The following is an 18124-nucleotide window of genomic DNA, read 5'->3' as shown; positions in this document are numbered from 1 at the left end:
CTGCAAAAAATCAGAATTTTGGATAACTGTCATGAGAGGCCTTAATGTTACGACCCAACCAATCGATACTTTTACCAAGATGACGCATGTTGGCTAAACCCTCTTCATCTTCAAGGACGTCCCCTTTTTCCAGGCCAAAGCCCATATTCCAGTAGGTTGAGCCGGGGAGTATCATTCTGGACATTTGGAACATGTGATTAATGGTGTCGTAGGCATGAGTCGCGCCACCTCTCCTGACAGCAACAACGGCCGCCCCAAGCTTGCCGGCAAAAGCCTGATCATTGGCATAGGCAACATAACCAGCTCTTTCGATCAGGGCTTTTAAATCCGCGGAGACGGCAGCAAAATAAGTCGGAGAGCCGAGAATCATGGCATCGGCCCGCAGCATTTTCGTAAAGATGTCGTTAAAGTTGTCCGAATTGACCGCACATAAATTGTCTTTGTTCTTAAAACACTGCTGGCAGGCAATGCAACCACGAATCGCAGTCCCGCCAACCTTAACCAACTCCGTGTCCCAACCGGCTGTATCAAGCTCACCAAGAACCTCTTTAAGCAGTAGTTCCGTATTACCACCTGAACGCGGGCTGCCATTTACTGCGATCGCATACATATCTTCCTCCATAATAAGGTTAATTCAGAAGCTGTTTTATTTCTCTTCAACGGCCCCACCGGCACTCTTCCAGGCCTCGAAACCACCATCAATATGGCAGACACTTTTCAACCCAAGCTTTTGAGCAACATCAGCCGCCAGCGCAGAGCGCCAGCCGAGGTTACAATAAAAGATAAAGCGCTTATCTTCCCCAAAGATCTTGTTGTAATAAGGACTTTCTGCGTCGATCCAGAATTCAAGCAGGCCACGAGGACAGTGGAAGGCCCCGGGGATTTTCCCTTCTCTCTTCAACTCTCTGACATCACGCAAATCAACGAAGACCACATCTGGCGAGTCAAAAGAAGCAAGAGCGGCCTCGACCGTGATCGTCTCTATATGTTGTTCGGCCTCTGCAACCAGGTCTTTGTAACCGATTTTCCCTGACATAAAACCTCCATGATCAATAAGTGGAAAGTTGCAATATAACAGAAAAGCCTCACTATTAAAGGCAGGCTTTTTCAGACGGCAAGCTCTAGAACCCCAACGACAGGCACTTACCCCGAACTGTGACTAAGAGCTTCCTTCTTCTGAGCCATAAGAGGCCAGACTTCCGCGACGATCATGCCAAAGACTATCATCGCGCCACCGAACCAGCCAATCGCCGTCAGGCGGTCACCGGCCAACCAGACCGAGAAGATCGCTGCAAAGACAGGTTCAAGGGTGTAGATAAGCGCCGCACGGGTCGGTGTCGTGCGGTTCTGAAAGGTCGTCATCGCCCAGAATGCGTAGGCTGTCGCAAAAACGGCAGTAATGGCAAAGGCGAAAATCAGTGAGCTGGTCCACTCCTGTGGCCAGGAGGTCGGTTCAAAGGCAAGACTGCCGATACAACCGAGGATGGCCATGGTCAGGATTTGCACGAAGGTCAGGGCTCGCGCGTCGTAACCCTTGGTAAAGGCATCGAGGCCAATAATGTGCAGCGCGACAAAAAAGGAACAGACCACAACCAGAAGATCCCCGTAGTTGATTGTCCAGGGAGTGTGCCAGGTCAGCAGAAAAAGACCAGTCAAGGCCAGCACGACACCAATTTTAGAACCAAAAGCCGCGGGCTTTTTTAGTATAGGCCCCGCCATCAAAGGAACCCACACCACGCCCAACCCAGTGAGAAAGCCTGCATTGGCAGAAGACGTACGTTCCAGGCCAAAAGTCTGAAAGAGATAAGAAGAAAAGAGCAAAGTCCCGAGCAGGACACCAAGTCGCCAGCCACGGCGGTCGAGAGTTGCCAGTCTGGCTCGTCCGGCAATAAAGAACAGAAGTATGGCAGCCATGGCAAATCGCACCCAGAGGAAGGCCATAACCGGCATTTCGACGATAGCGTCTTTGACGATGGGGAAAGTCGCGCCCCAGAAGAGGGTCACGGTCGCCAGCATAAATTCAGCGTGAAACTGCCGTTTGTTCTTTAAATCCATACACATCCGGTGTAAAACTGTTAGAGTCTTGTTTCAGGCGAAGGCGCTATGGTATAAGCAGAGTTCTGTTATATCAATTATTTTCTCTACAATCTTGAGAGAACTTTATTATGAATCGTGGCAAAAAAGAGCCAATTGAAGTTATTTGCCCGAGATGTCGCTACACCGAGATTGTTTATCTCCCGATTGAAGATCTGCCTCGCTGTCCCCAGTGCAACGTCCAAATGTCAATTTCCGAACTTCTCGATGAAGGAAAATCTTACTAAATGTTTTTTTGCCGAACGGTTCGGCTTAGCTATCCCTACATTTTCTATCAAGGAGGAACAAACATGAAACAAGTCAAACTACTGATTGCCTGCCTGCTGGCTCTTTGTGTAGTCCTGCCCGGTGTCGCTGCTGCGGACACACTCGACGACATCCTTGAACGCGGCACCCTGCGTGTCGGCATGGAGCCTGGCTATATGCCTTTTGAAATGACCAACAAAAAAGGTGAGATCATCGGGTTCGACGTCGATATGGCGAAGCGTATCGCAAAAGCCATGGGCGTTAAGCTTGAGCTGGTCAGCACTGCATGGGACGGCATCATCCCTGCCCTGATCACCAAGAAGTTTGACATAATCATGAGCGGCATGACCCTGACGCAGGAACGCAACATGAAGATCAGCTTTGCCAAGCCCTATATCGTTATTGGCCAGAGCATCCTGATCGACAAGAAATTGGCAGGCGAAGTCAAATCCTACAAAGACCTGAACAACAAGAAGTACAAGGTTGCTTCCAAGCTCGGTACAACCGGTGAGCAAGCCACCAAGCGCATGATTCCAAACTGCGAGTACATCTCTTTTGAGACCGAGCAGGAAGGCGTTATGGATCTGCTTAACGGCAAAATTGACGCATTCGTCTACGACTTGCCTTTCAACGCCATTGCGTTTGCTGAAAAAGGTCAGGGCAAACTGGAACTGCTCGACGAGCCTTTCACCTATGAGCCTCTGGCATGGGCCGTTAATAAAGGCAACGCCGACTTCATCAACTGGCTGGACAACTTCCTGGTCCAGGCAAAGAACGACGGCACCTACGACAAGATTTACAAAAAGTGGTTCTTGAGTGATGCATGGCTTAAAGAGCTCCAGTAATAGAGCATAAAAGTATGGCGGGGTTGCTCCTTATGAAGCGACCCCGCCATCTTTCTTTCTGAACCGCGGGAATACACATTTTGAAGATAATTACTAAAAATATCCCCTGGCACTTTCTGACCCTCTTCATCCTCTTCATGTTGTGTGCGGGGCTGTGGATTGCCACCAAAAAGATTGACTACACCTGGCGTTGGAATCGTGTTCCCCAGTACTTCATTTACAACAATGAGACACTGATCCCGACGCCCTTTGACGGTGTTGTTGCCTCGGTATCAAACCTTGGTGACCAAACACAGATCAGAGTGGTGAGCGAGAACGGTGAAGAGAAGACTTTTGAAGTCGATAGTCATGCCGTTGAAGTCAGCGAAGGAGAAGACCTCTTTGAAGGTGATTACCTTGGCGCTGTTTTCGAATGGCGGGCCGGGCCACTACTGAAAGGTTTATGGGTCACGCTTTGGATTTCTGCTGTCGCTAGCATCTTCGGCATGATCATAGGCCTGGTAACAGGGCTGTGCAGGGTTTCAAATAACCCGACCTTACGCAGTCTTTCCGTTACCTATATTGAGTTGATTCGTGGCACCCCCCTGTTGGTACAGATTTTCATCTTCTATTTCTTTCTCGGCACCGTTCTCGATATCAGCCGTATTATTGCCGGCATCAGCGCCCTGGCAATTTTTGCCGGTGCTTACGTTGCAGAGATTATTCGCGCCGGCATTCAGTCGATCCCCAAGGGTCAGATGGAGGCCGCACGATCTCTTGGCATGAATGTCCCCCAGGCGATGATCTACATCATCCTGCCACAGGCCTTTAAACGTACCCTGCCCCCATTGGCCGGCCAGTTTATCAGTCTGATCAAGGATTCATCCCTGGTTTCGATTATCGCTATTACGGATCTCACCAAGAGCGGCCGGGAGGTTATCACCTCAACCTTCGCCACCTTCGAGATCTGGTTCGTCGTCGCTTTCCTTTACCTGATGCTGACGTCGGTGCTTTCCCAGGTGATTGCCTGGGTGGAACGGAGGCTCGCAGTCAGTGATTAAGACAGTTGACCTAAAAAAGACATTTATCGGTCGCGGTCAGACAGTACACGCTGTCGATGGCGTTACCGCTCATATCAAGCCCAGCGAAGTTGTCGTTATCATCGGCCCTTCAGGCTCCGGGAAATCGACCTACCTGCGTTGCCTGAATGGCCTTGAGAGCGCAACCTCTGGGAAAATCGAGATTGAGGGCGTTGACCTGACGTCAAAAAAAACTGATCTCAACCGGGTCCGTCGTGAAGTCGGCATGGTCTTCCAGCAATTTAACCTCTTCCCGCACAAGACAGTGCTGCAAAACATCGTCCTCGCCCAACAGGTGGTTCGTAAGCGTAAAGACGCTGAAGCAGAGGAAAAGGGTCGCATGCTGCTGAAGAAAGTCGGCATCTCAGAGAAAGAGCACGAATACCCGATTCGCCTCTCCGGTGGCCAGCAGCAACGCGTCGCCATCGCTCGTGCCCTGGCCATGGATCCGAAGATCATGCTCTTTGACGAACCGACCAGCGCCCTGGACCCGGAAATGGTTGGTGAGGTTCTGGAAGTTATGAAACAGCTGGCCCGCGAAGGCATGACCATGGTCGTGGTGACCCATGAGATGGGCTTTGCTCGCGAAGTCGCCGACCGCGTGCTTTTTATGGATCAGGGGAAGCTGGTCGAGGAAGGCACTCCCGAGCATTTCTTTACGGCTCCACAGGAAGAACGAACCAAGGCTTTCTTGCGTCAAGTTCTTTAAAAGTAACTTTAACAGTTAACATCTAAGGGCGCCTTCGGGCGCTCTTTTTTATTTTTCAAAGCTTAGTATTTATTTAACCAAGAAGAGCACGAAGTTCACAGAGAATGGCTTTTGTATATGGCAACAACAACCCGGTGGACACAATCGAGTCGCATGAAAGGGCAGTTGTGTGACTTGAATTATCGAGATATTGCATATAACCTGCCACCTGCTCAGCAACAAAGCTGAGTCCTTACGGGTTCAGTAAAAAAAAGCTCAACTTCGAGTCCTTCGTGCTCTTCGTGATTGTAATTTATCGGCTCATGAATAAAACCTCCATTAAAAACAAACAAATTCTCCGCCAGGGCGCAGCTGCAGCCTGGCCAATCTGCCTGGGTTACCTCCCTATTGGCCTTGCCCTGGGTGTCCTCGCCCAAAAAGCTGGTCTGCCATGGTGGGCCGTAGCGATGATGTCTGTCATGGTATTTGCCGGCAGCGCTCAATTTATCTGCGTCGCCATGATCGCCGCTGGCTCCTCCACTGCCGCTATCATACTCACCACTTTTGTTGTTAACCTGCGTCATGTTCTTATGAGCTCAGCACTGGCCGTTTACCTTCAGGGGGTTAACCGCAAGTTTCTGGCTCTTTATTCCTACGGCGTGACAGATGAAAGCTTCGCAGTTAACCTGACAAAGTTCAGAGAAGGCAACTGGGGCCGTTGGCAGGCATTAATCGTCAATCACATGGCGAACAGTGTCTGGATAATGGCAACCATCTGTGGCGCCCTGATCGGACAGTTTGTCCCTCAGGGAGCCTTGGGCGTCGATTATGCCCTGACTGGTATGTTTATCTGCCTGCTGGTTTTCCAACTGCAAGGGCGTATTTATGTAATCACCGGAATCCTGGCCGCCGGGCTTTCAACTTTATGGTATCTCCTCATCCCTGGGGACTCCTACATTGTCGGCGCGTCAATGAGCGCTGCGACCATCGGCTACCTTCTGAAAAAACGCTACAGGAGGAGTCAATGACTTTTAACGACTACCTCCTCCTCTTCGGAGGCATGGGCCTGGCCACCTACCTGCCCCGAGCCCTGCCCTTGCTTTACCTGGCCCACAAAAAGATGCCTCAATGGCTGACAGACTGGCTCAGCCTGATCCCGGTCGCAATCTTAAGCGCACTGATTGCACCATCACTCCTTACCGATGCGGCCACACGTAGCTTTACCCTCGGCAAGCTCGAGCTTTTAGTCGCAATTCCAACCTTGCTGTTTTCTTTGAAGACGAGAAGCCTTGGCGGAACGGTGCTGGTAGGAATGTTGCTTTACTGGGTGGGCGGGATGGTTTGGGGCTAGCAGGAAACCAGGCTCTGCCAGCTTCGCTTTCCCCTCATTTTAAGGCACAGAGACTTTGCCCTGGGCCACCTCATGAGAGCGGGGTTATTTTTGATCAGCTGCAGAGAATAGAAAAGGGCGACGAGAATGTAATGCTGCGGGTCAGCGAAAACAGCAATATTTCGACACCAATGTCTCCCGGACCTCCCGGTCATGTAATACACAAAAACAGTAATTTCTGAAACAGTCGGTAAAGTTCAGACGACTCATGTCTCCACTGCAGACAGTTTCTGTACAATCGCCGAATGGACCAACAACCGGAGTTCGTCTATGGCAAAGGGCTTCCTCAGAGAGCAATAAATGTTCAAATCGTCTAACTCACTCACTGTGTCGTCAAAGACCTTGCCTGTCACAACCATAACAACTGGCCTACGTTCTTCATCTATGGTCTTCAAATGACTGAGAAAATCGAACCCACTCATTTTTGGCATCTGTAAATCGACCAGCACCAGGTCAACCCCCTCGTTGCGAATAATCTCCAGGCCCTCATTGCCATCGTCGGTCGTTATCACTTCATAGCCCTGCATGGTCAGAACCAGCATGATCAGTTCACGAATTTCCTGTTCGTCATCAATGATCAGAACCCGTCTCCCCTGCCCAGAACTGTCAAAGGGCATTGCTTGTTCACATTGAGGCTCTAACACCTTCCCACCTGCAACGTTGAGAGGGAGGTAAAGGATAAATTTACTACCAACGCCGACCTGGCTGTCCACCTCGATCCGGCCATTGTGATTGTTTACAATCGTATGGCTAACAGCAAGGCCCAAACCAGACCCACGGACTTTCGCCTGTGGTGAGTCAGAATGGGCATGTTCCCCCTTGGTGGAAAAGAAGGGAGTGAAAATCTTTTTGTACTTATCTTTCGGAATTCCACATCCGGAATCTGCTACCTGAACCCAGGCCTGGCCTTCGCTTACACCAGTACTGATGCGAATCTTTTTTTCAGGACAATCAATCAAGGAATGATGCGCGTTGATTAAGAAATTAAGTACCACCTGACCAATTTGAGCACGATCCATCAGTAAAGCCGGAATATCGCCAAAGTCACATTCGACATCAACCCCGTCTTTGATCAGTTCTCGCTCAACTAACGTAAAGCTTTCACGCGTTGTCGTATTCAGATCAGCGGACAGCATTTTAGAGCTCTGCTGGTTCGTATAACTCAATAAATTTTGAGTCAAATCGCGCGCACGCAATGACGCACTGTGAATCGTTTTAAAATAGGTCCGTGCAGTCTCCGAGATATCTTCGAGACGGGTTCCCAAATCAGAATATCCGAGTACGCCAACATGGAGGTTATTGAATTCATGAGCCACACCACTTGCCATAGTCCCGACAGCAGCCATTCGCTCAGAAAGAATCAACATCTCTTCTGAGTGCTTTCGCACCGTGATATCTTCAACCATCCCCTCGACAAAGCAATCCGTTGAATCCTCCTTCAACAAACCATAGATCGAAGCCCAAGCCGGCTCCTTCTGCCCAATGGGTATAAACTGCAATTCCCAATTACTAACCTCTCGATTCACACGCAAAGTCTCTCGCAGCTGCTGACGATCATCATAATTGAAAAAGAATCTCGTGATGTTGTATTTCTTAAGCTCGTCAACACTCGAGCAACCAGCCATAATAGCAAACGCAGGGTTTGCACTGAGGATTTTACCCTCCAGGCTAATACGAAAAATCCCAACTTTAAGATTTTCAACCAGTGAGGTGTACTCAATTTCCTTGCGGCGCAGACTCTCCTCCGCTTTTATCTGGTCTTCGCGCGCTTGATAGAGCTCACCCATCAACCCATCAAAACGAACGGCCGTCTCGCTCACCTCCCTGAACCGACACTGAGACAAGACATGATCTTCTACAGGATCGAAATCTCCAGCGGAAATATCCTCAGCGTAGCGTCGAAGACCGATGAGTGGCCGCGCAATGGATCGAGCAATAAAGAGAATCAAAATACTCGCCATCACCGAAATGGCAAAAGTGAGCAGGTAGTTGTTGACCCTGTCCTGCTTCAGTGCTCCCAGGTAATCATTGTCTGGCAGGTACATGCCAATGATCCAGGGCCATTGAGGATCAGGAAAGGGCGTAAACATCGCCTGATAGTTTTCATCTTCGACTGTGAAGCTCACGTATTCCGGGCGATCAAGCAGGATTTTGCTCGTTTCGTCCTGCGCGACGCCTAGCGCCGCAAAAGCGGCACGGCTGAGCTTATCCTGAAACTCATCAATCTTCACCAGGCGCAAGCTCGCCTTGTCCCCTGACTCGACAAATTTGAGCTGCTCAACGTCATGAAAGGCGACGACATCTCGATTCTGGTTGAGCATAAAGGCATAGCCATTGACCCCAATGCGCAAGTTGGAGATAAATGTTGAAAGTTTATCGATCTCAATATCAACGCCAACGATGCCACGCAACTGACCATTCAGGTTATAGGTCGGGCCACTGATGGTTATGCCTGGCTTTTGTGAGGTATAGAAAATATAAGGGTCACTCCAGAAAATATCGTTTTCGGCTATTGCGCCTTTATACCAAGGGCGGACGCGCGGGTCGTAGGTATCGGTCGCGTCAACTTCTTCAGCGATCAGGTTACGCTGTGCATCGCGCCACAGATAACGCACCTTCCGCTCACCTGCTTCGTGACTGATAATTTTGGTTCTGATGCCACCATCTGAATATTTATCATTGCGGCTAACAAAGAAGAAATCGCCATCGGGTGTTCCGAGGTAAATACCGGAAATATCCGGGTAGCTCAGCAACTGCTCAAGAAAGTAATTCTCCAGCGTACGACTGTTTTCCTGAACGAGGACCTGTGACCTCAATAAGCTCTTGGTCAACTCCGTTGCTCTCTGTGCCTTACTTAGGTAATTCTGGCTCTGTTCCATGGCATAGGAGGCGATATTCTCCATAATGAGATGGGAATGATCTTTAAGAACTTGTTCAGAGGTGATCTGTGATGAGGTGGTGGTGAGAAAAAAAGTACCCCAGATAACGGCAAGAAAACTAAACAACAGTACAAAACGTATTGAAATTTTCATTCACAATCTCCCGGAAGATATGACTCTATAACCTTAAATCAAGAGGATCAACAGCGTCAACAGAAGAGGCCAAAGGCTTGGGTGTTCTACAAGTAGTTTCAGCAAAAACATATAGCCATAAACAACTAGAAAACCTGCAACGCAAGAATGGTTCTAGAGAATAAACATGGTTTCTTTAACAAACTGTTGATTCACTTTGTGGTAGGTTAAAAACTGACTCAATCAATAGAAAGGGGAAATCCATGAAGAGATTATTGGTAGTTTGCTTTTTTGCTATGCTCATGCTTTTGGTTGGCTGTGAGAGCGCCCAACAGAAGGCCTATGACCTGAAGGCTGACACGATCGGTACGCACCGAGTCGTTGAGGTTTATACCGAAGCGGGAAACAAGGTCGCTACTATTGAAGACGAAAGCATGAGATTTGAACTGGTTGGGGAGCGTTCTGTTCGACTCTGGTTGGGTGACAAGAACGAGAAAGTAATGATTGGTAATATGGGTTTTATAATTACAGACAAGTAAAGTCCTGTTGGTGCCGACCAGTGAATGATGGCCACCAATGGGCAAACCCTGGTGGCCATCGTTTCGTCTAATAAATTGTGGTAATCGGGATTTTATCTGACAGACAGTGTCTGGTTTTGTACCTTGCCATCCGCATACTAAATATCCCTAGATGATGTAAGAAAGAGTTGCACTAGTACTCATAGGAATGCCCCTACCCTTAGAATCAAGGAGGGGTAATGTTTACCGTAAATAGTGGCAAATAAGAAATGCAGCGTGTAAAAAAATCAATGACTAGACTTACCCAGATAGCTCTGGCGCTGCGAGGAACCCTATTGATTGGCCAAGAATAATTTTTTGCGTGGGGTCTAGCTTCATCGCTTTTGCCAAAGAGTCCCTGTCAATATCGCCATACACGCAGGTCGCCAGCCCTTCTGATGCACAAAAGAGATAGACGTTTTGACTAACAAACCCTGTGTCAGCCGCTGAATAGAGAATTTTATCAGACTCATTTTTTTGATCGAAAAGTCCCATTTCGGCAACATAAACTAAGCTGATAGGCGCTTCGCTTACAAATCTGCTTCGCCCGGCTATCGCCCGGATATCAACACCCAAAACCGGTCTGAGACAATGGCTCTTGGCATCATACTCATAGACACCATCAGTCATAACAATGTAAATATCGATTTCTTGTCTATTCCTAGCCGTGGGAGCGGTACGTTTTCCCTGCTTGACTCGATTGACACCCAACGCTGCCCAAAGTAGGTTGGAGAGCACTGGCAATGGCAGCGATTGCGGGTCGAAGCGCCTCAATGACCTTCGTTTTTTCAGAGCTTGCATCAAAGGCCTGCCCCCTTCAATTTGAGGCTCAGGTAAAGAGATCGGGTGTAATTCCTTCTTGTCAACTAAGGAGGGGAATGACAGTAGACTTGGTAATATCAAGCGTCGCACCAAAAAAGAGATCCGTTTCATTGAATGCTTCCTGAAGAAAAACACTAATAAGAATAGACTCCTGTAAAGCTTACGTCATTTATGCTGTAATTCAACGTGAGAAAGGTTCTTACTTCCCCTGATAAATAAAAAAGCCCCGCTCACCGGAGGGGGGGGGGTGGGAGCAGGGCAAGCCTCTCTGCTTTATGAAGGGATCATAAGGCAGAAGATAATGTAACTTGTAACAGCTTTTTCTGTGCTGTCTATTGTCTCCTAAATACAATAATAAGCCGATTTTCCTCTCACAAGTCGTTCAAGTTAAGAAAAACTACATTGACCTTAGCTCCAGATCAGACAAATGTCATTGATCGTCGATTTTGAGTCCTAGTTTTTGGGCTCGACGTTTCCAGAGATTACGTGCAAAGAGCTGCATGTCCTCGTTATCATCGAACTCATCAATGATCTCCAGGCCAAGAAGAGTTTCCAGAACATCCTCGAGGGTCAGAACACCGGAGAGTCCACCATGTTCATCCAGCACCATCATAATGTGCACGCGCTCTTTGAGAAAGCGATCAAAGGCGTGTGAGATGTCTAGCTGTTCAAATATCTTAGGAATATCCCTTAGAAAATCAGCGACAGGCCGTTCCATTTCACCACGTGCCTGGGCGAGCAGCAGATCACTGCGCAAAACAAAGCCTTTCAGGTTCTCAGGCTCATTAATATAGACAGGTATTCGAGAGAACGGTTTGTTCTCGAACTCCGCAAAATATTGGCCGACCGTTAGATTATGTGGAATGGAAAAGACAACAGTCCGCGGTGTCGTGGCCGCTTTAGCCGGGGTCTCATGCATGCGTAGAAGATTCTGCATAATAACCGATTCTTTGGTGGCGAGAGTTCCTTCCCTCTCACTGAGTTCGGCTAAGGCCATCAACTCCTTACGATTGATTCCCCGCAAGGTTGGTCCCTCGGTCAGGCTGCGGGTTAATAACTCCGTTAGCTTGACGAAGGGATAAAGCGTCCAGACCAGAAGTTTGAGACCGTATGCAGTCGGTGGCGCAAGCTGACGCCAATAATGTGCTCCTAGAGTCTTGGGAATGATCTCTGAAAACACGAGAATTAGTAAAGTCAGGATCGCGGACGCGATGCCAAGGTACGCGCTACCAAAGATTTTCGTGGCTTGTGCGCCAGCTCCCGCTGCACCCACAGTGTGCGCAATGGTGTTGAGAGTTAGAATAGCTGCTAGAGGTTTGTTGATGTCTGCCTTGAGCCGGCGAATGAGATTTGCAGAAGGCTTGTGCTGTGACTCCTGTAAAGCAATATATGGTTCCGTGACGCTAAGCAGCACTGCTTCGGCTATCGAACATAGAAAAGAGAAGCCCAAAGCAATGACGATGTAGATGATTAACAAAAACATCGGCAAACCTCCTAATAAAGAGGGATATATATGGTAGCCATTTGTCTACCCATCTGAACAAAGAAACTATTAAGCTTTAGCTAATTGTATCAGCATTGTATTTGCTTGCCTGTTTTTCAATAGAGTCTCTATTGTACGCGCTGTCAACTATTGTTTCCTGGCTCGAGAGGAACAAAAAAAAGGGGCAAGAAGTCTAATTTTTTTGGAAGAAGTACTAGCCTAAGCTTCTTAAGTTTGATGTCCTTCTAATAAATCCTGACAAATAACAAATGGCCACTCGGAAGAAATCCAGGTGGCCATCATTTTGTCCAACCACAGAAGCCTTTTCTGTAAATATGCTTTACTTGCTTTTACTGAGGATTTGGCGCCATTTCTCCTCGATTTCAGAGCCATTAAAAAGACCCTGTTCAGCGAGTAAATTCCCCCAACTGGACTGCCCGTTCTCAATTTGGCTAAATAGCTCGACTGGTTCCGGATTACTCAAATGGCCAAGGAAAACCGCAATAACCGTCTGTTGATTGTCCGCTCCCTGGTCACGCAACTGTTTTAACTGCAACATCTCTACATCGAGGTTCTCCATCAACTGCTCATCGACCACAATCGTCGCCAACTTATGTTTGTCATTTAGAGCCGCCACGAAAAGAGGTCCAAGTTGTTCAGGGTCAATGTTTAACTGTTTAACAACCGAACCCCAGCCTTCCCCTGTTGAAAAGAGAGGTTTGATCTCATCGGGTGTCTTCCCGCTCTTTTTCGCCAGGTAATGACCGACCCACAAGCTGTCTCCGTTAGCGCCTCCCATCTTGGCACTTACCACGTCCTTCTTACTTAGACCAAACAAGTTCGCCAAGAGAGCATTTTGGGTGGTCGCTAGAAAATAGGGATCAGCCGCATAGGTACGCTGTGGATCATACGTCCGATCCTGGAAACAGTGACAGTTGACAGTTGACTCCGCCCACGTGAAATTTGCAGGAGTTAGAACAAGGAATAAAAGCAGGGGAAGTATTCTCATCGGCTACCTCTTTTTTTAAGCTATCCACAAATATAGCACGAGTAGCAGAAATGACTCATCATAGGGTTTGGAGAAACAACCCACGGCAGACAAAGAAGTGGCCACCTGGTAGCGGGTGGCCATACTTTTGTGGATTAAAGAGTTTACTGAATACCTCTATCAGTAAGAAGCCGCTTTTCTTCTCACCAGTCTTGATTTACGAGAAATGTGCTGGCATCCAAAGGAACCAGCTTGTTTTGTAGTTGGTCTACTAGGGACACCGGAAAACAGGCAAAAGGCTACTCTCGTTTTTCACACTGACTTCCCCTGACAAACAGATGGAAAGCGTCCCCTTGCGAAGACCGGCGACAGTTGACTTCCCAAGTGCAGTTGATAGAAATGTATACACGAGACAAAATTTATTTTTTGTTTGTAACCACCCTGATTCGAGAGGACCTCATGACGACCAACAAGAACCTGATCCGCTGGTACGAAGAGCTGGATCGGAGTGATGTGTCAGTGGTAGGTGGCAAGAATGCCTCTCTTGGTGAGTTGACGGCAGCACTCAAGGAGAGCGGTATCCATGTACCGGCCGGTTTCGCAACCACGGCAGACGCCTACCGGCAGTTCCTGACAACCAACCGGCTAGAAGATCCGATCGGCGTTGCCCTTGCCGCTTACCGCGAGCGCAAGCAATCGCTGTCGCAGATCGGCGAAGCTATCCGTCGCCTGATCCTCCGCAGCACTTGGCCCGAGCAACTTGCCACGGAGATCATCACGGCTTATCGAGAGCTTAGCCGCCGAAACGAACGTGAAGAGATCGATGTGGCGGTTCGCAGCAGTGCCACGGCTGAGGACCTTCCTGAGGCAAGCTTTGCCGGCCAACAGGAGACCTTCCTCAACATCTCCGGCGAAACCGAACTGCTCGAAGCCTGCCGCAAGTGCTACGCTTCGCTTTTCACCGACAGGGCGATCAGCTACCGGGACATCCACGGCTTCGATCACCTGCAGGTAGCGCTGTCAATCGGCGTGCAGGCCATGGTGCGCAGCGATCTGGCGGGGGCCGGGGTGATGTTCACGTTGGACACCGAGACCGGCTTCCCCGGCGTGGTGGTAATCGATGCTGCCTGGGGACTGGGCGAAAATGTCGTACAGGGCACCGTTAACCCGGACAACTACCTGGTGTTCAAACCACTTCTTGCCTGGCCGGATTTGACACCGATATTGCGTAAGAAACTAGGCAACAAGGAGAAGAAGCTGGTTTACTCCCGCGCAACCGGCCACTCAACTCGCAACCTTGATACCGCCGCAAATGAGCGTCACGCCTTTGTGCTGGAGGATGCCGAAATCCTGCAGCTCGCACGCTGGGCAACGGCCATCGAAAAACACTACGGTCAACCGATGGACATCGAGTGGGCCAAGGACGGAAACAGCGGAAAGCTGTTCATAGTTCAGGCCCGTCCGGAGACGGTCCAGACCCGCGGCAAGGCCGGAGTTCTGCACAACTACCATCTTTGCGAATCTGGCCGGTTGCTGCTCACCGGCCTTGCCATCGGCGAGGCAATCACCTCAGGCCCTGTTCAGGTGATCAAAAGCAGCAACGAGATAGATCGTTTCAATGAAGGCAGCATCCTGGTCACGAGCATAACCGACCCCGACTGGGTGCCGATCATGAAGAAGGCTTCCGGCATCATCACAGACCACGGTGGTCGCACCTCGCATGCTGCAATCGTCAGCCGTGAGCTTGGCATTGCTGCAGTGGTCGGAACCAGCCACTGCACCGCCGAACTCAAGAACGGACAGGAGGTGACCCTTTCCTGCGCAGAAGGCGACCAAGGCAAGATCTACGCAGGCCGGCTCAAATTTGCTGAAGAGGAGATCCACCTCGATGAACTGCCGACTATCCGCACCCGAATTATGCTCAACCTCGCCACACCGTCAGCAGCCTTCCGCTGGTGGCGGCTGCCCTGTCGCGGGGTCGGCTTGGCGCGGATGGAATTCATCATTAACAACATCATCAAGGCCCATCCCATGGCGCTGGTAGAGTACGACCAGCTCGAGGACAAGGTCGCCAGGAAGCAAATCCGCGCACTGACACGCGGCTATACCGACAAGACTGAGTACTTCGTCGACCAACTCGCCCAAGGGCTCGCGGTGATCGCCGCCAGCCAGTATCCGGAGCCTGTCATCGTACGTATGAGCGACTTCAAGACCAACGAGTACGCCGAGCTGATCGGCGGTCGCCAGTTCGAGTTTGCCGAGGAGAACCCGATGCTTGGCTTCCGTGGCGCTTCGCGCTACTATAGCGACCGCTACCGCGCAGGCTTCGCCCTGGAATGTGCCGCCATCAAGCGGGTCCGAGAAAACATCGGGCTGGGCAACGTGATCGTAATGATTCCCTTCTGCCGCACCCTGGACGAGGCGGACAAGGTCCTCGAGGAGATGGCAACGAACGGCTTGGTGCGTGGTGAGAAGGGGTTGGAAATCTACGTCATGGTCGAGCTCCCTTCAAACGTGATTCTCGCTGAGCAATTCGCTGCCCGTTTCGACGGCTTCTCAATCGGCTCCAACGATCTGACCCAACTCACGCTCGGCGTCGACCGAGATTCGGAAATTCTCAAAGAGCTGTTCGACGAACGCGATCCGGCGATTAAGGCATTGATCAGCCAGGCGATCTGTAGCGCCAAGCAGACCGGCACCAAGATCGGCATCTGTGGCCAGGCGCCGAGCGACTTCCCTGATTTCGCGGCATTTCTGGTAGAAAATGGTATTGATTCTATCTCACTTAACCCAGACAGCGTGATCGGTGTAATACGTCGACTGGCCAAGGAGGAAGAGCGACTGGCAGCAAACTAAAGCAGAATTATCACTCTGAAGAGTGCACAAGAGTAAGCCCAAGCAACAATACAGTTCTGGATTTTTAATTGTATGGCGCCGCTGAAGGTTCGATCTCGCGAACTTCTGATTTGTAGAAAAGGAAGCTACTTATTTATTCACCTGTCTTGTATTGTTGGTGCTCGGTGTGGCAGAAATACAAACTTCTTACAAACCCTGAGTTATGAGAAAAATTAAGCTTGATGCTCAATTCCAACATCTCAACCAATTACACACGAATATAGAGACAGGGAAGAATAGCTACCTATGAATTAATTAGGTGATTCACAATGTTAACTGGCCAGTCCTGGCAATAGGGCCTTGAGCCCTTCAGTCAACATCCCCATAGCGATTGCGGCAAGAACCAGCCCCATGACTCTCGTAACAACGCCCATTCCGGACGCGCCCAATCGCCTCGAAACAGGCGTAGCGAAGCTGAACAAAATCCCACACAACACGGAAAAGAATATGATTACAGCCGAAACCTCAAGTTTACCTAGTACAGCCTGGTTTTGCTGGGCTGCGACAAGAACGGTTGCCATTGTGCCTGGTCCGGCAACCATCGGGATTGCGAGTGGCACGACCGCAATCGATTCTTGAGATTCGGATTCCTCAAGCTCTTCATCCGATTGCTTGTGTTCTGATTTATTAAAAAGCATATGCAGGCCAATGATGAGTACAATCAAGCCTCCGGCAGAGCGGAGCGAATCGACGGTGACACCAAAGAATTTAAACAGCATTGGGCCACCCCAAGTCACAATTAGCAAGGTAATCGCGACGGCCATAGCACACGCCCAAGCAGTTCGCTTATTTTCAGAATCCGTCCGACCTGCTGTCATGCCAGCAAAGACGCCAATATTGCCTAGTGGGTTCATCATGGAGAAGAGGGCTGCTGCGAAACTCGCCAGCGCTGCATGGGTAAGCATAGAGACCTCCGTAAGAAGTGGTTATTTTGGGTTAAACAACAGTGCCGCAGCCTTGCGAAAACACCTCACCTAACCAACAATCCTTAGACACTTACATAAATAAGAGAGGCATCTATCTAATTGCACTGATTTCCCCGTGTATGTTTGATTCCGCAAGCTTTCTCCCAGAATATTTATCTAAAATTGAATTGGCGTATTCTGGATATGTCTTCTGAACCTTGTAGCAAAACGCGTTCTTTTGTTGATAATCCAATGTATTCCAGAAGCCAGTTTCTACAGAGATTGAACTCGTTTTAGAATCTTTGGTAAAAGCCCCCATTGCTTCCAATTCGTCTAAAGTTCCTTTATCTCCACTGCTTGGTTTTTCATCTACATTATATGAAGAACTTGAAACGATCTTAGTGCTTTTCTTTTTGCCCCTACTCTCCGCTAACTCGCTATAGTATTTATATTTCTTCCTGTAGGTTTCTTTGTCAGGATTCATTTCCGATAATTTTTTATAACCATCTCTATTCTCTTCAACGTAACGGGCTGGTATTTTTCTAACTTTTTTATAAAGTTCCTGTTCTTCTTTCAATTTAGATTCAGCTATTTTTTTATCTTTTATTTCGTATCTCTCTTCATTAGCTAACTTTTGTTTGTTGGCCAACTTTTTTGAATATTCTAACGCTTCAACATGCTCTAACCTGCTTCTTGCATCACGGGGAAAAACAAAACCATCACAGTTATTAATGATTCCATCGCACTCATATATATCAGCCAAAGCCAGATTATAATAAATGCTGGCTGAGTCGTAGAACCCCAATCCCTCGGCGGCACGCCCTAAGTAGTAATAGGCTAAATCTACCTTATAGCCAACCCTCGATACTTCTATTGCCAAATGATTCCAAAGTTCATTGTCATGTAAAGCTTTGACCTGATGTCGTGTTGTTCTCCATGAGACGGCACAAGCTGCATCACAAGACAATCTTATCTGGCCACTTTTAAGCGCCGCAAGCACATCTGGCAGCGGGTCACCCGTTGGGCTCTGGATGCCTCCAGATGCGCACCCAAAGATACAGCTAATCAGAAAAAGTAAGAAACTTTGCTGTAGGGAAAAGCGACAAGATAAAAATGCCATATTAGCCCACCTCAAGATTAAA

Annotated in this window: 16 protein-coding genes; 7 read left to right on the top strand and 9 right to left on the bottom strand. The window is 49.0% G+C overall.

The window, feature by feature from the left end:
* Positions 1 to 10: 10 nt before the first annotated feature.
* The 3 genes from P9J64_01685 to P9J64_01675 form a co-directional block, all read right to left on the bottom strand.
* Positions 11 to 610 carry a flavodoxin family protein gene (locus P9J64_01685; protein MDG5467030.1) on the bottom strand — a complete coding sequence of 200 codons (600 nt, stop codon included), beginning with the start codon at positions 608 to 610 and terminating at the stop codon, positions 11 to 13.
* Positions 611 to 646: 36 nt separating this feature from the next.
* On the bottom strand, positions 647 to 1036 hold the full coding sequence (locus P9J64_01680; protein ID MDG5467029.1) for a rhodanese-like domain-containing protein: 390 nt from the start codon (positions 1034 to 1036) through the stop codon (positions 647 to 649).
* 107 nt (positions 1037 to 1143) lie between these two features.
* Positions 1144 to 2055 carry a DMT family transporter gene (locus P9J64_01675; GenBank protein MDG5467028.1) on the bottom strand — a complete coding sequence of 304 codons (912 nt, stop codon included), beginning with the start codon at positions 2053 to 2055 and terminating at the stop codon, positions 1144 to 1146.
* A gap of 329 nt (positions 2056 to 2384) precedes the next feature.
* Here P9J64_01675 and P9J64_01670 point away from each other — a divergent pair, with 329 nt between their 5' ends.
* The 5 genes from P9J64_01670 (at position 2385) to P9J64_01650 (ending at position 6282) form a co-directional block, all read left to right on the top strand.
* Positions 2385 to 3185: a transporter substrate-binding domain-containing protein gene (locus tag P9J64_01670; protein ID MDG5467027.1), complete on the top strand. Its 801-nt coding sequence runs from the start codon at positions 2385 to 2387 to the stop codon at positions 3183 to 3185.
* Positions 3186 to 3322: 137 nt separating this feature from the next.
* Positions 3323 to 4225 (top strand): amino acid ABC transporter permease, encoded by a 903-nt coding sequence (locus tag P9J64_01665; protein ID MDG5467026.1) that lies wholly within the window; start codon positions 3323 to 3325, stop codon positions 4223 to 4225.
* Complete coding sequence (locus P9J64_01660) at positions 4218 to 4952, top strand: amino acid ABC transporter ATP-binding protein (protein MDG5467025.1); 735 nt, start codon at positions 4218 to 4220, stop codon at positions 4950 to 4952. The genes P9J64_01665 and P9J64_01660 overlap by 8 nt, the downstream gene beginning before the upstream one ends.
* Positions 4953 to 5254: 302 nt before the next feature.
* Positions 5255 to 5959: an AzlC family ABC transporter permease gene (locus tag P9J64_01655; protein MDG5467024.1), complete on the top strand. Its 705-nt coding sequence runs from the start codon at positions 5255 to 5257 to the stop codon at positions 5957 to 5959.
* A complete protein-coding gene (locus P9J64_01650; protein ID MDG5467023.1) occupies positions 5956 to 6282 on the top strand; it encodes an AzlD domain-containing protein in 327 nt (108 codons plus the stop codon). The genes P9J64_01655 and P9J64_01650 overlap by 4 nt, the downstream gene beginning before the upstream one ends.
* Before the next feature lie 245 nt (positions 6283 to 6527).
* Here the strand turns inward: P9J64_01650 and P9J64_01645 are convergent, their stop codons facing one another.
* A complete protein-coding gene (locus tag P9J64_01645) occupies positions 6528 to 9353 on the bottom strand; it encodes a cache domain-containing protein (GenBank protein MDG5467022.1) in 2826 nt (941 codons plus the stop codon).
* 242 nt (positions 9354 to 9595) lie between these two features.
* On the opposite strand from P9J64_01645, the gene P9J64_01640 reads away from it, so the two are divergent.
* The gene (locus P9J64_01640) at positions 9596 to 9871 is read left to right on the top strand and encodes a DUF5052 family protein (protein MDG5467021.1); all 276 of its coding nucleotides are present in this window, start codon (positions 9596 to 9598) and stop codon (positions 9869 to 9871) included.
* 279 nt (positions 9872 to 10150) lie between these two features.
* On the opposite strand, the gene P9J64_01635 is transcribed toward P9J64_01640, so the two are convergent.
* The 3 genes from P9J64_01635 to P9J64_01625 form a co-directional block, all read right to left on the bottom strand.
* Complete coding sequence (locus P9J64_01635; protein ID MDG5467020.1) at positions 10151 to 10822, bottom strand: SagB/ThcOx family dehydrogenase; 672 nt, start codon at positions 10820 to 10822, stop codon at positions 10151 to 10153.
* A gap of 319 nt (positions 10823 to 11141) precedes the next feature.
* Entirely contained in the window at positions 11142 to 12194 is a 1053-nt protein-coding gene (locus P9J64_01630) for a hemolysin family protein (GenBank protein ID MDG5467019.1), read from the bottom strand.
* 340 nt (positions 12195 to 12534) lie between these two features.
* Entirely contained in the window at positions 12535 to 13203 is a 669-nt protein-coding gene (locus P9J64_01625) for a hypothetical protein (protein ID MDG5467018.1), read from the bottom strand.
* A gap of 438 nt (positions 13204 to 13641) precedes the next feature.
* Between P9J64_01625 and ppsA the strand changes: the two genes are divergently transcribed.
* Positions 13642 to 16038 (top strand): phosphoenolpyruvate synthase, encoded by a 2397-nt coding sequence (gene ppsA, locus P9J64_01620; protein ID MDG5467017.1) that lies wholly within the window; start codon positions 13642 to 13644, stop codon positions 16036 to 16038.
* Between the two features lie 311 nt (positions 16039 to 16349).
* On the opposite strand, the gene P9J64_01615 is transcribed toward ppsA, so the two are convergent.
* Both P9J64_01615 and P9J64_01610 read right to left on the bottom strand, forming a co-directional pair.
* A complete protein-coding gene (locus P9J64_01615; protein MDG5467016.1) occupies positions 16350 to 16982 on the bottom strand; it encodes a MarC family protein in 633 nt (210 codons plus the stop codon).
* A 112-nt stretch (positions 16983 to 17094) separates the two neighbouring features.
* Positions 17095 to 18102 carry a hypothetical protein gene (locus P9J64_01610; protein ID MDG5467015.1) on the bottom strand — a complete coding sequence of 336 codons (1008 nt, stop codon included), beginning with the start codon at positions 18100 to 18102 and terminating at the stop codon, positions 17095 to 17097.
* Between the last annotated feature and the right edge of the window lie 22 nt (positions 18103 to 18124).

This window comes from Deltaproteobacteria bacterium IMCC39524 (genome assembly GCA_029667085.1).
Classification (GTDB): Bacteria; Desulfobacterota; Desulfuromonadia; order Desulfuromonadales; family BM103; genus M0040.
Note: the sequence above shows the minus strand (reverse complement) of the source record. Positions and strands in the feature narration are given on the sequence as shown.

What these genes read in the sequence shown, in the direction of transcription:
- P9J64_01625 (MDG5467018.1), bottom strand. Translation starts at nt 13,203, where the DNA reads ATGAGAATACTTCCCCTGCTTTTATTCCTTGTTCTAACTCCTGCAAAT.
- P9J64_01630 (MDG5467019.1), bottom strand. Translation starts at nt 12,194, where the DNA reads ATGTTTTTGTTAATCATCTACATCGTCATTGCTTTGGGCTTCTCTTTT.
- P9J64_01650 (MDG5467023.1), top strand. Translation starts at nt 5,956, where the DNA reads ATGACTTTTAACGACTACCTCCTCCTCTTCGGAGGCATGGGCCTGGCC.
- P9J64_01680 (MDG5467029.1), bottom strand. Translation starts at nt 1,036, where the DNA reads ATGTCAGGGAAAATCGGTTACAAAGACCTGGTTGCAGAGGCCGAACAA.
- P9J64_01640 (MDG5467021.1), top strand. Translation starts at nt 9,596, where the DNA reads ATGAAGAGATTATTGGTAGTTTGCTTTTTTGCTATGCTCATGCTTTTG.
- P9J64_01655 (MDG5467024.1), top strand. Translation starts at nt 5,255, where the DNA reads ATGAATAAAACCTCCATTAAAAACAAACAAATTCTCCGCCAGGGCGCA.
- P9J64_01615 (MDG5467016.1), bottom strand. Translation starts at nt 16,982, where the DNA reads ATGCTTACCCATGCAGCGCTGGCGAGTTTCGCAGCAGCCCTCTTCTCC.
- P9J64_01645 (MDG5467022.1), bottom strand. Translation starts at nt 9,353, where the DNA reads ATGAAAATTTCAATACGTTTTGTACTGTTGTTTAGTTTTCTTGCCGTT.
- ppsA (MDG5467017.1), top strand. Translation starts at nt 13,642, where the DNA reads ATGACGACCAACAAGAACCTGATCCGCTGGTACGAAGAGCTGGATCGG.
- P9J64_01635 (MDG5467020.1), bottom strand. Translation starts at nt 10,822, where the DNA reads ATGAAACGGATCTCTTTTTTGGTGCGACGCTTGATATTACCAAGTCTA.
- P9J64_01675 (MDG5467028.1), bottom strand. Translation starts at nt 2,055, where the DNA reads ATGGATTTAAAGAACAAACGGCAGTTTCACGCTGAATTTATGCTGGCG.
- P9J64_01670 (MDG5467027.1), top strand. Translation starts at nt 2,385, where the DNA reads ATGAAACAAGTCAAACTACTGATTGCCTGCCTGCTGGCTCTTTGTGTA.
- P9J64_01610 (MDG5467015.1), bottom strand. Translation starts at nt 18,102, where the DNA reads ATGGCATTTTTATCTTGTCGCTTTTCCCTACAGCAAAGTTTCTTACTT.
- P9J64_01685 (MDG5467030.1), bottom strand. Translation starts at nt 610, where the DNA reads ATGTATGCGATCGCAGTAAATGGCAGCCCGCGTTCAGGTGGTAATACG.
- P9J64_01665 (MDG5467026.1), top strand. Translation starts at nt 3,323, where the DNA reads ATGTTGTGTGCGGGGCTGTGGATTGCCACCAAAAAGATTGACTACACC.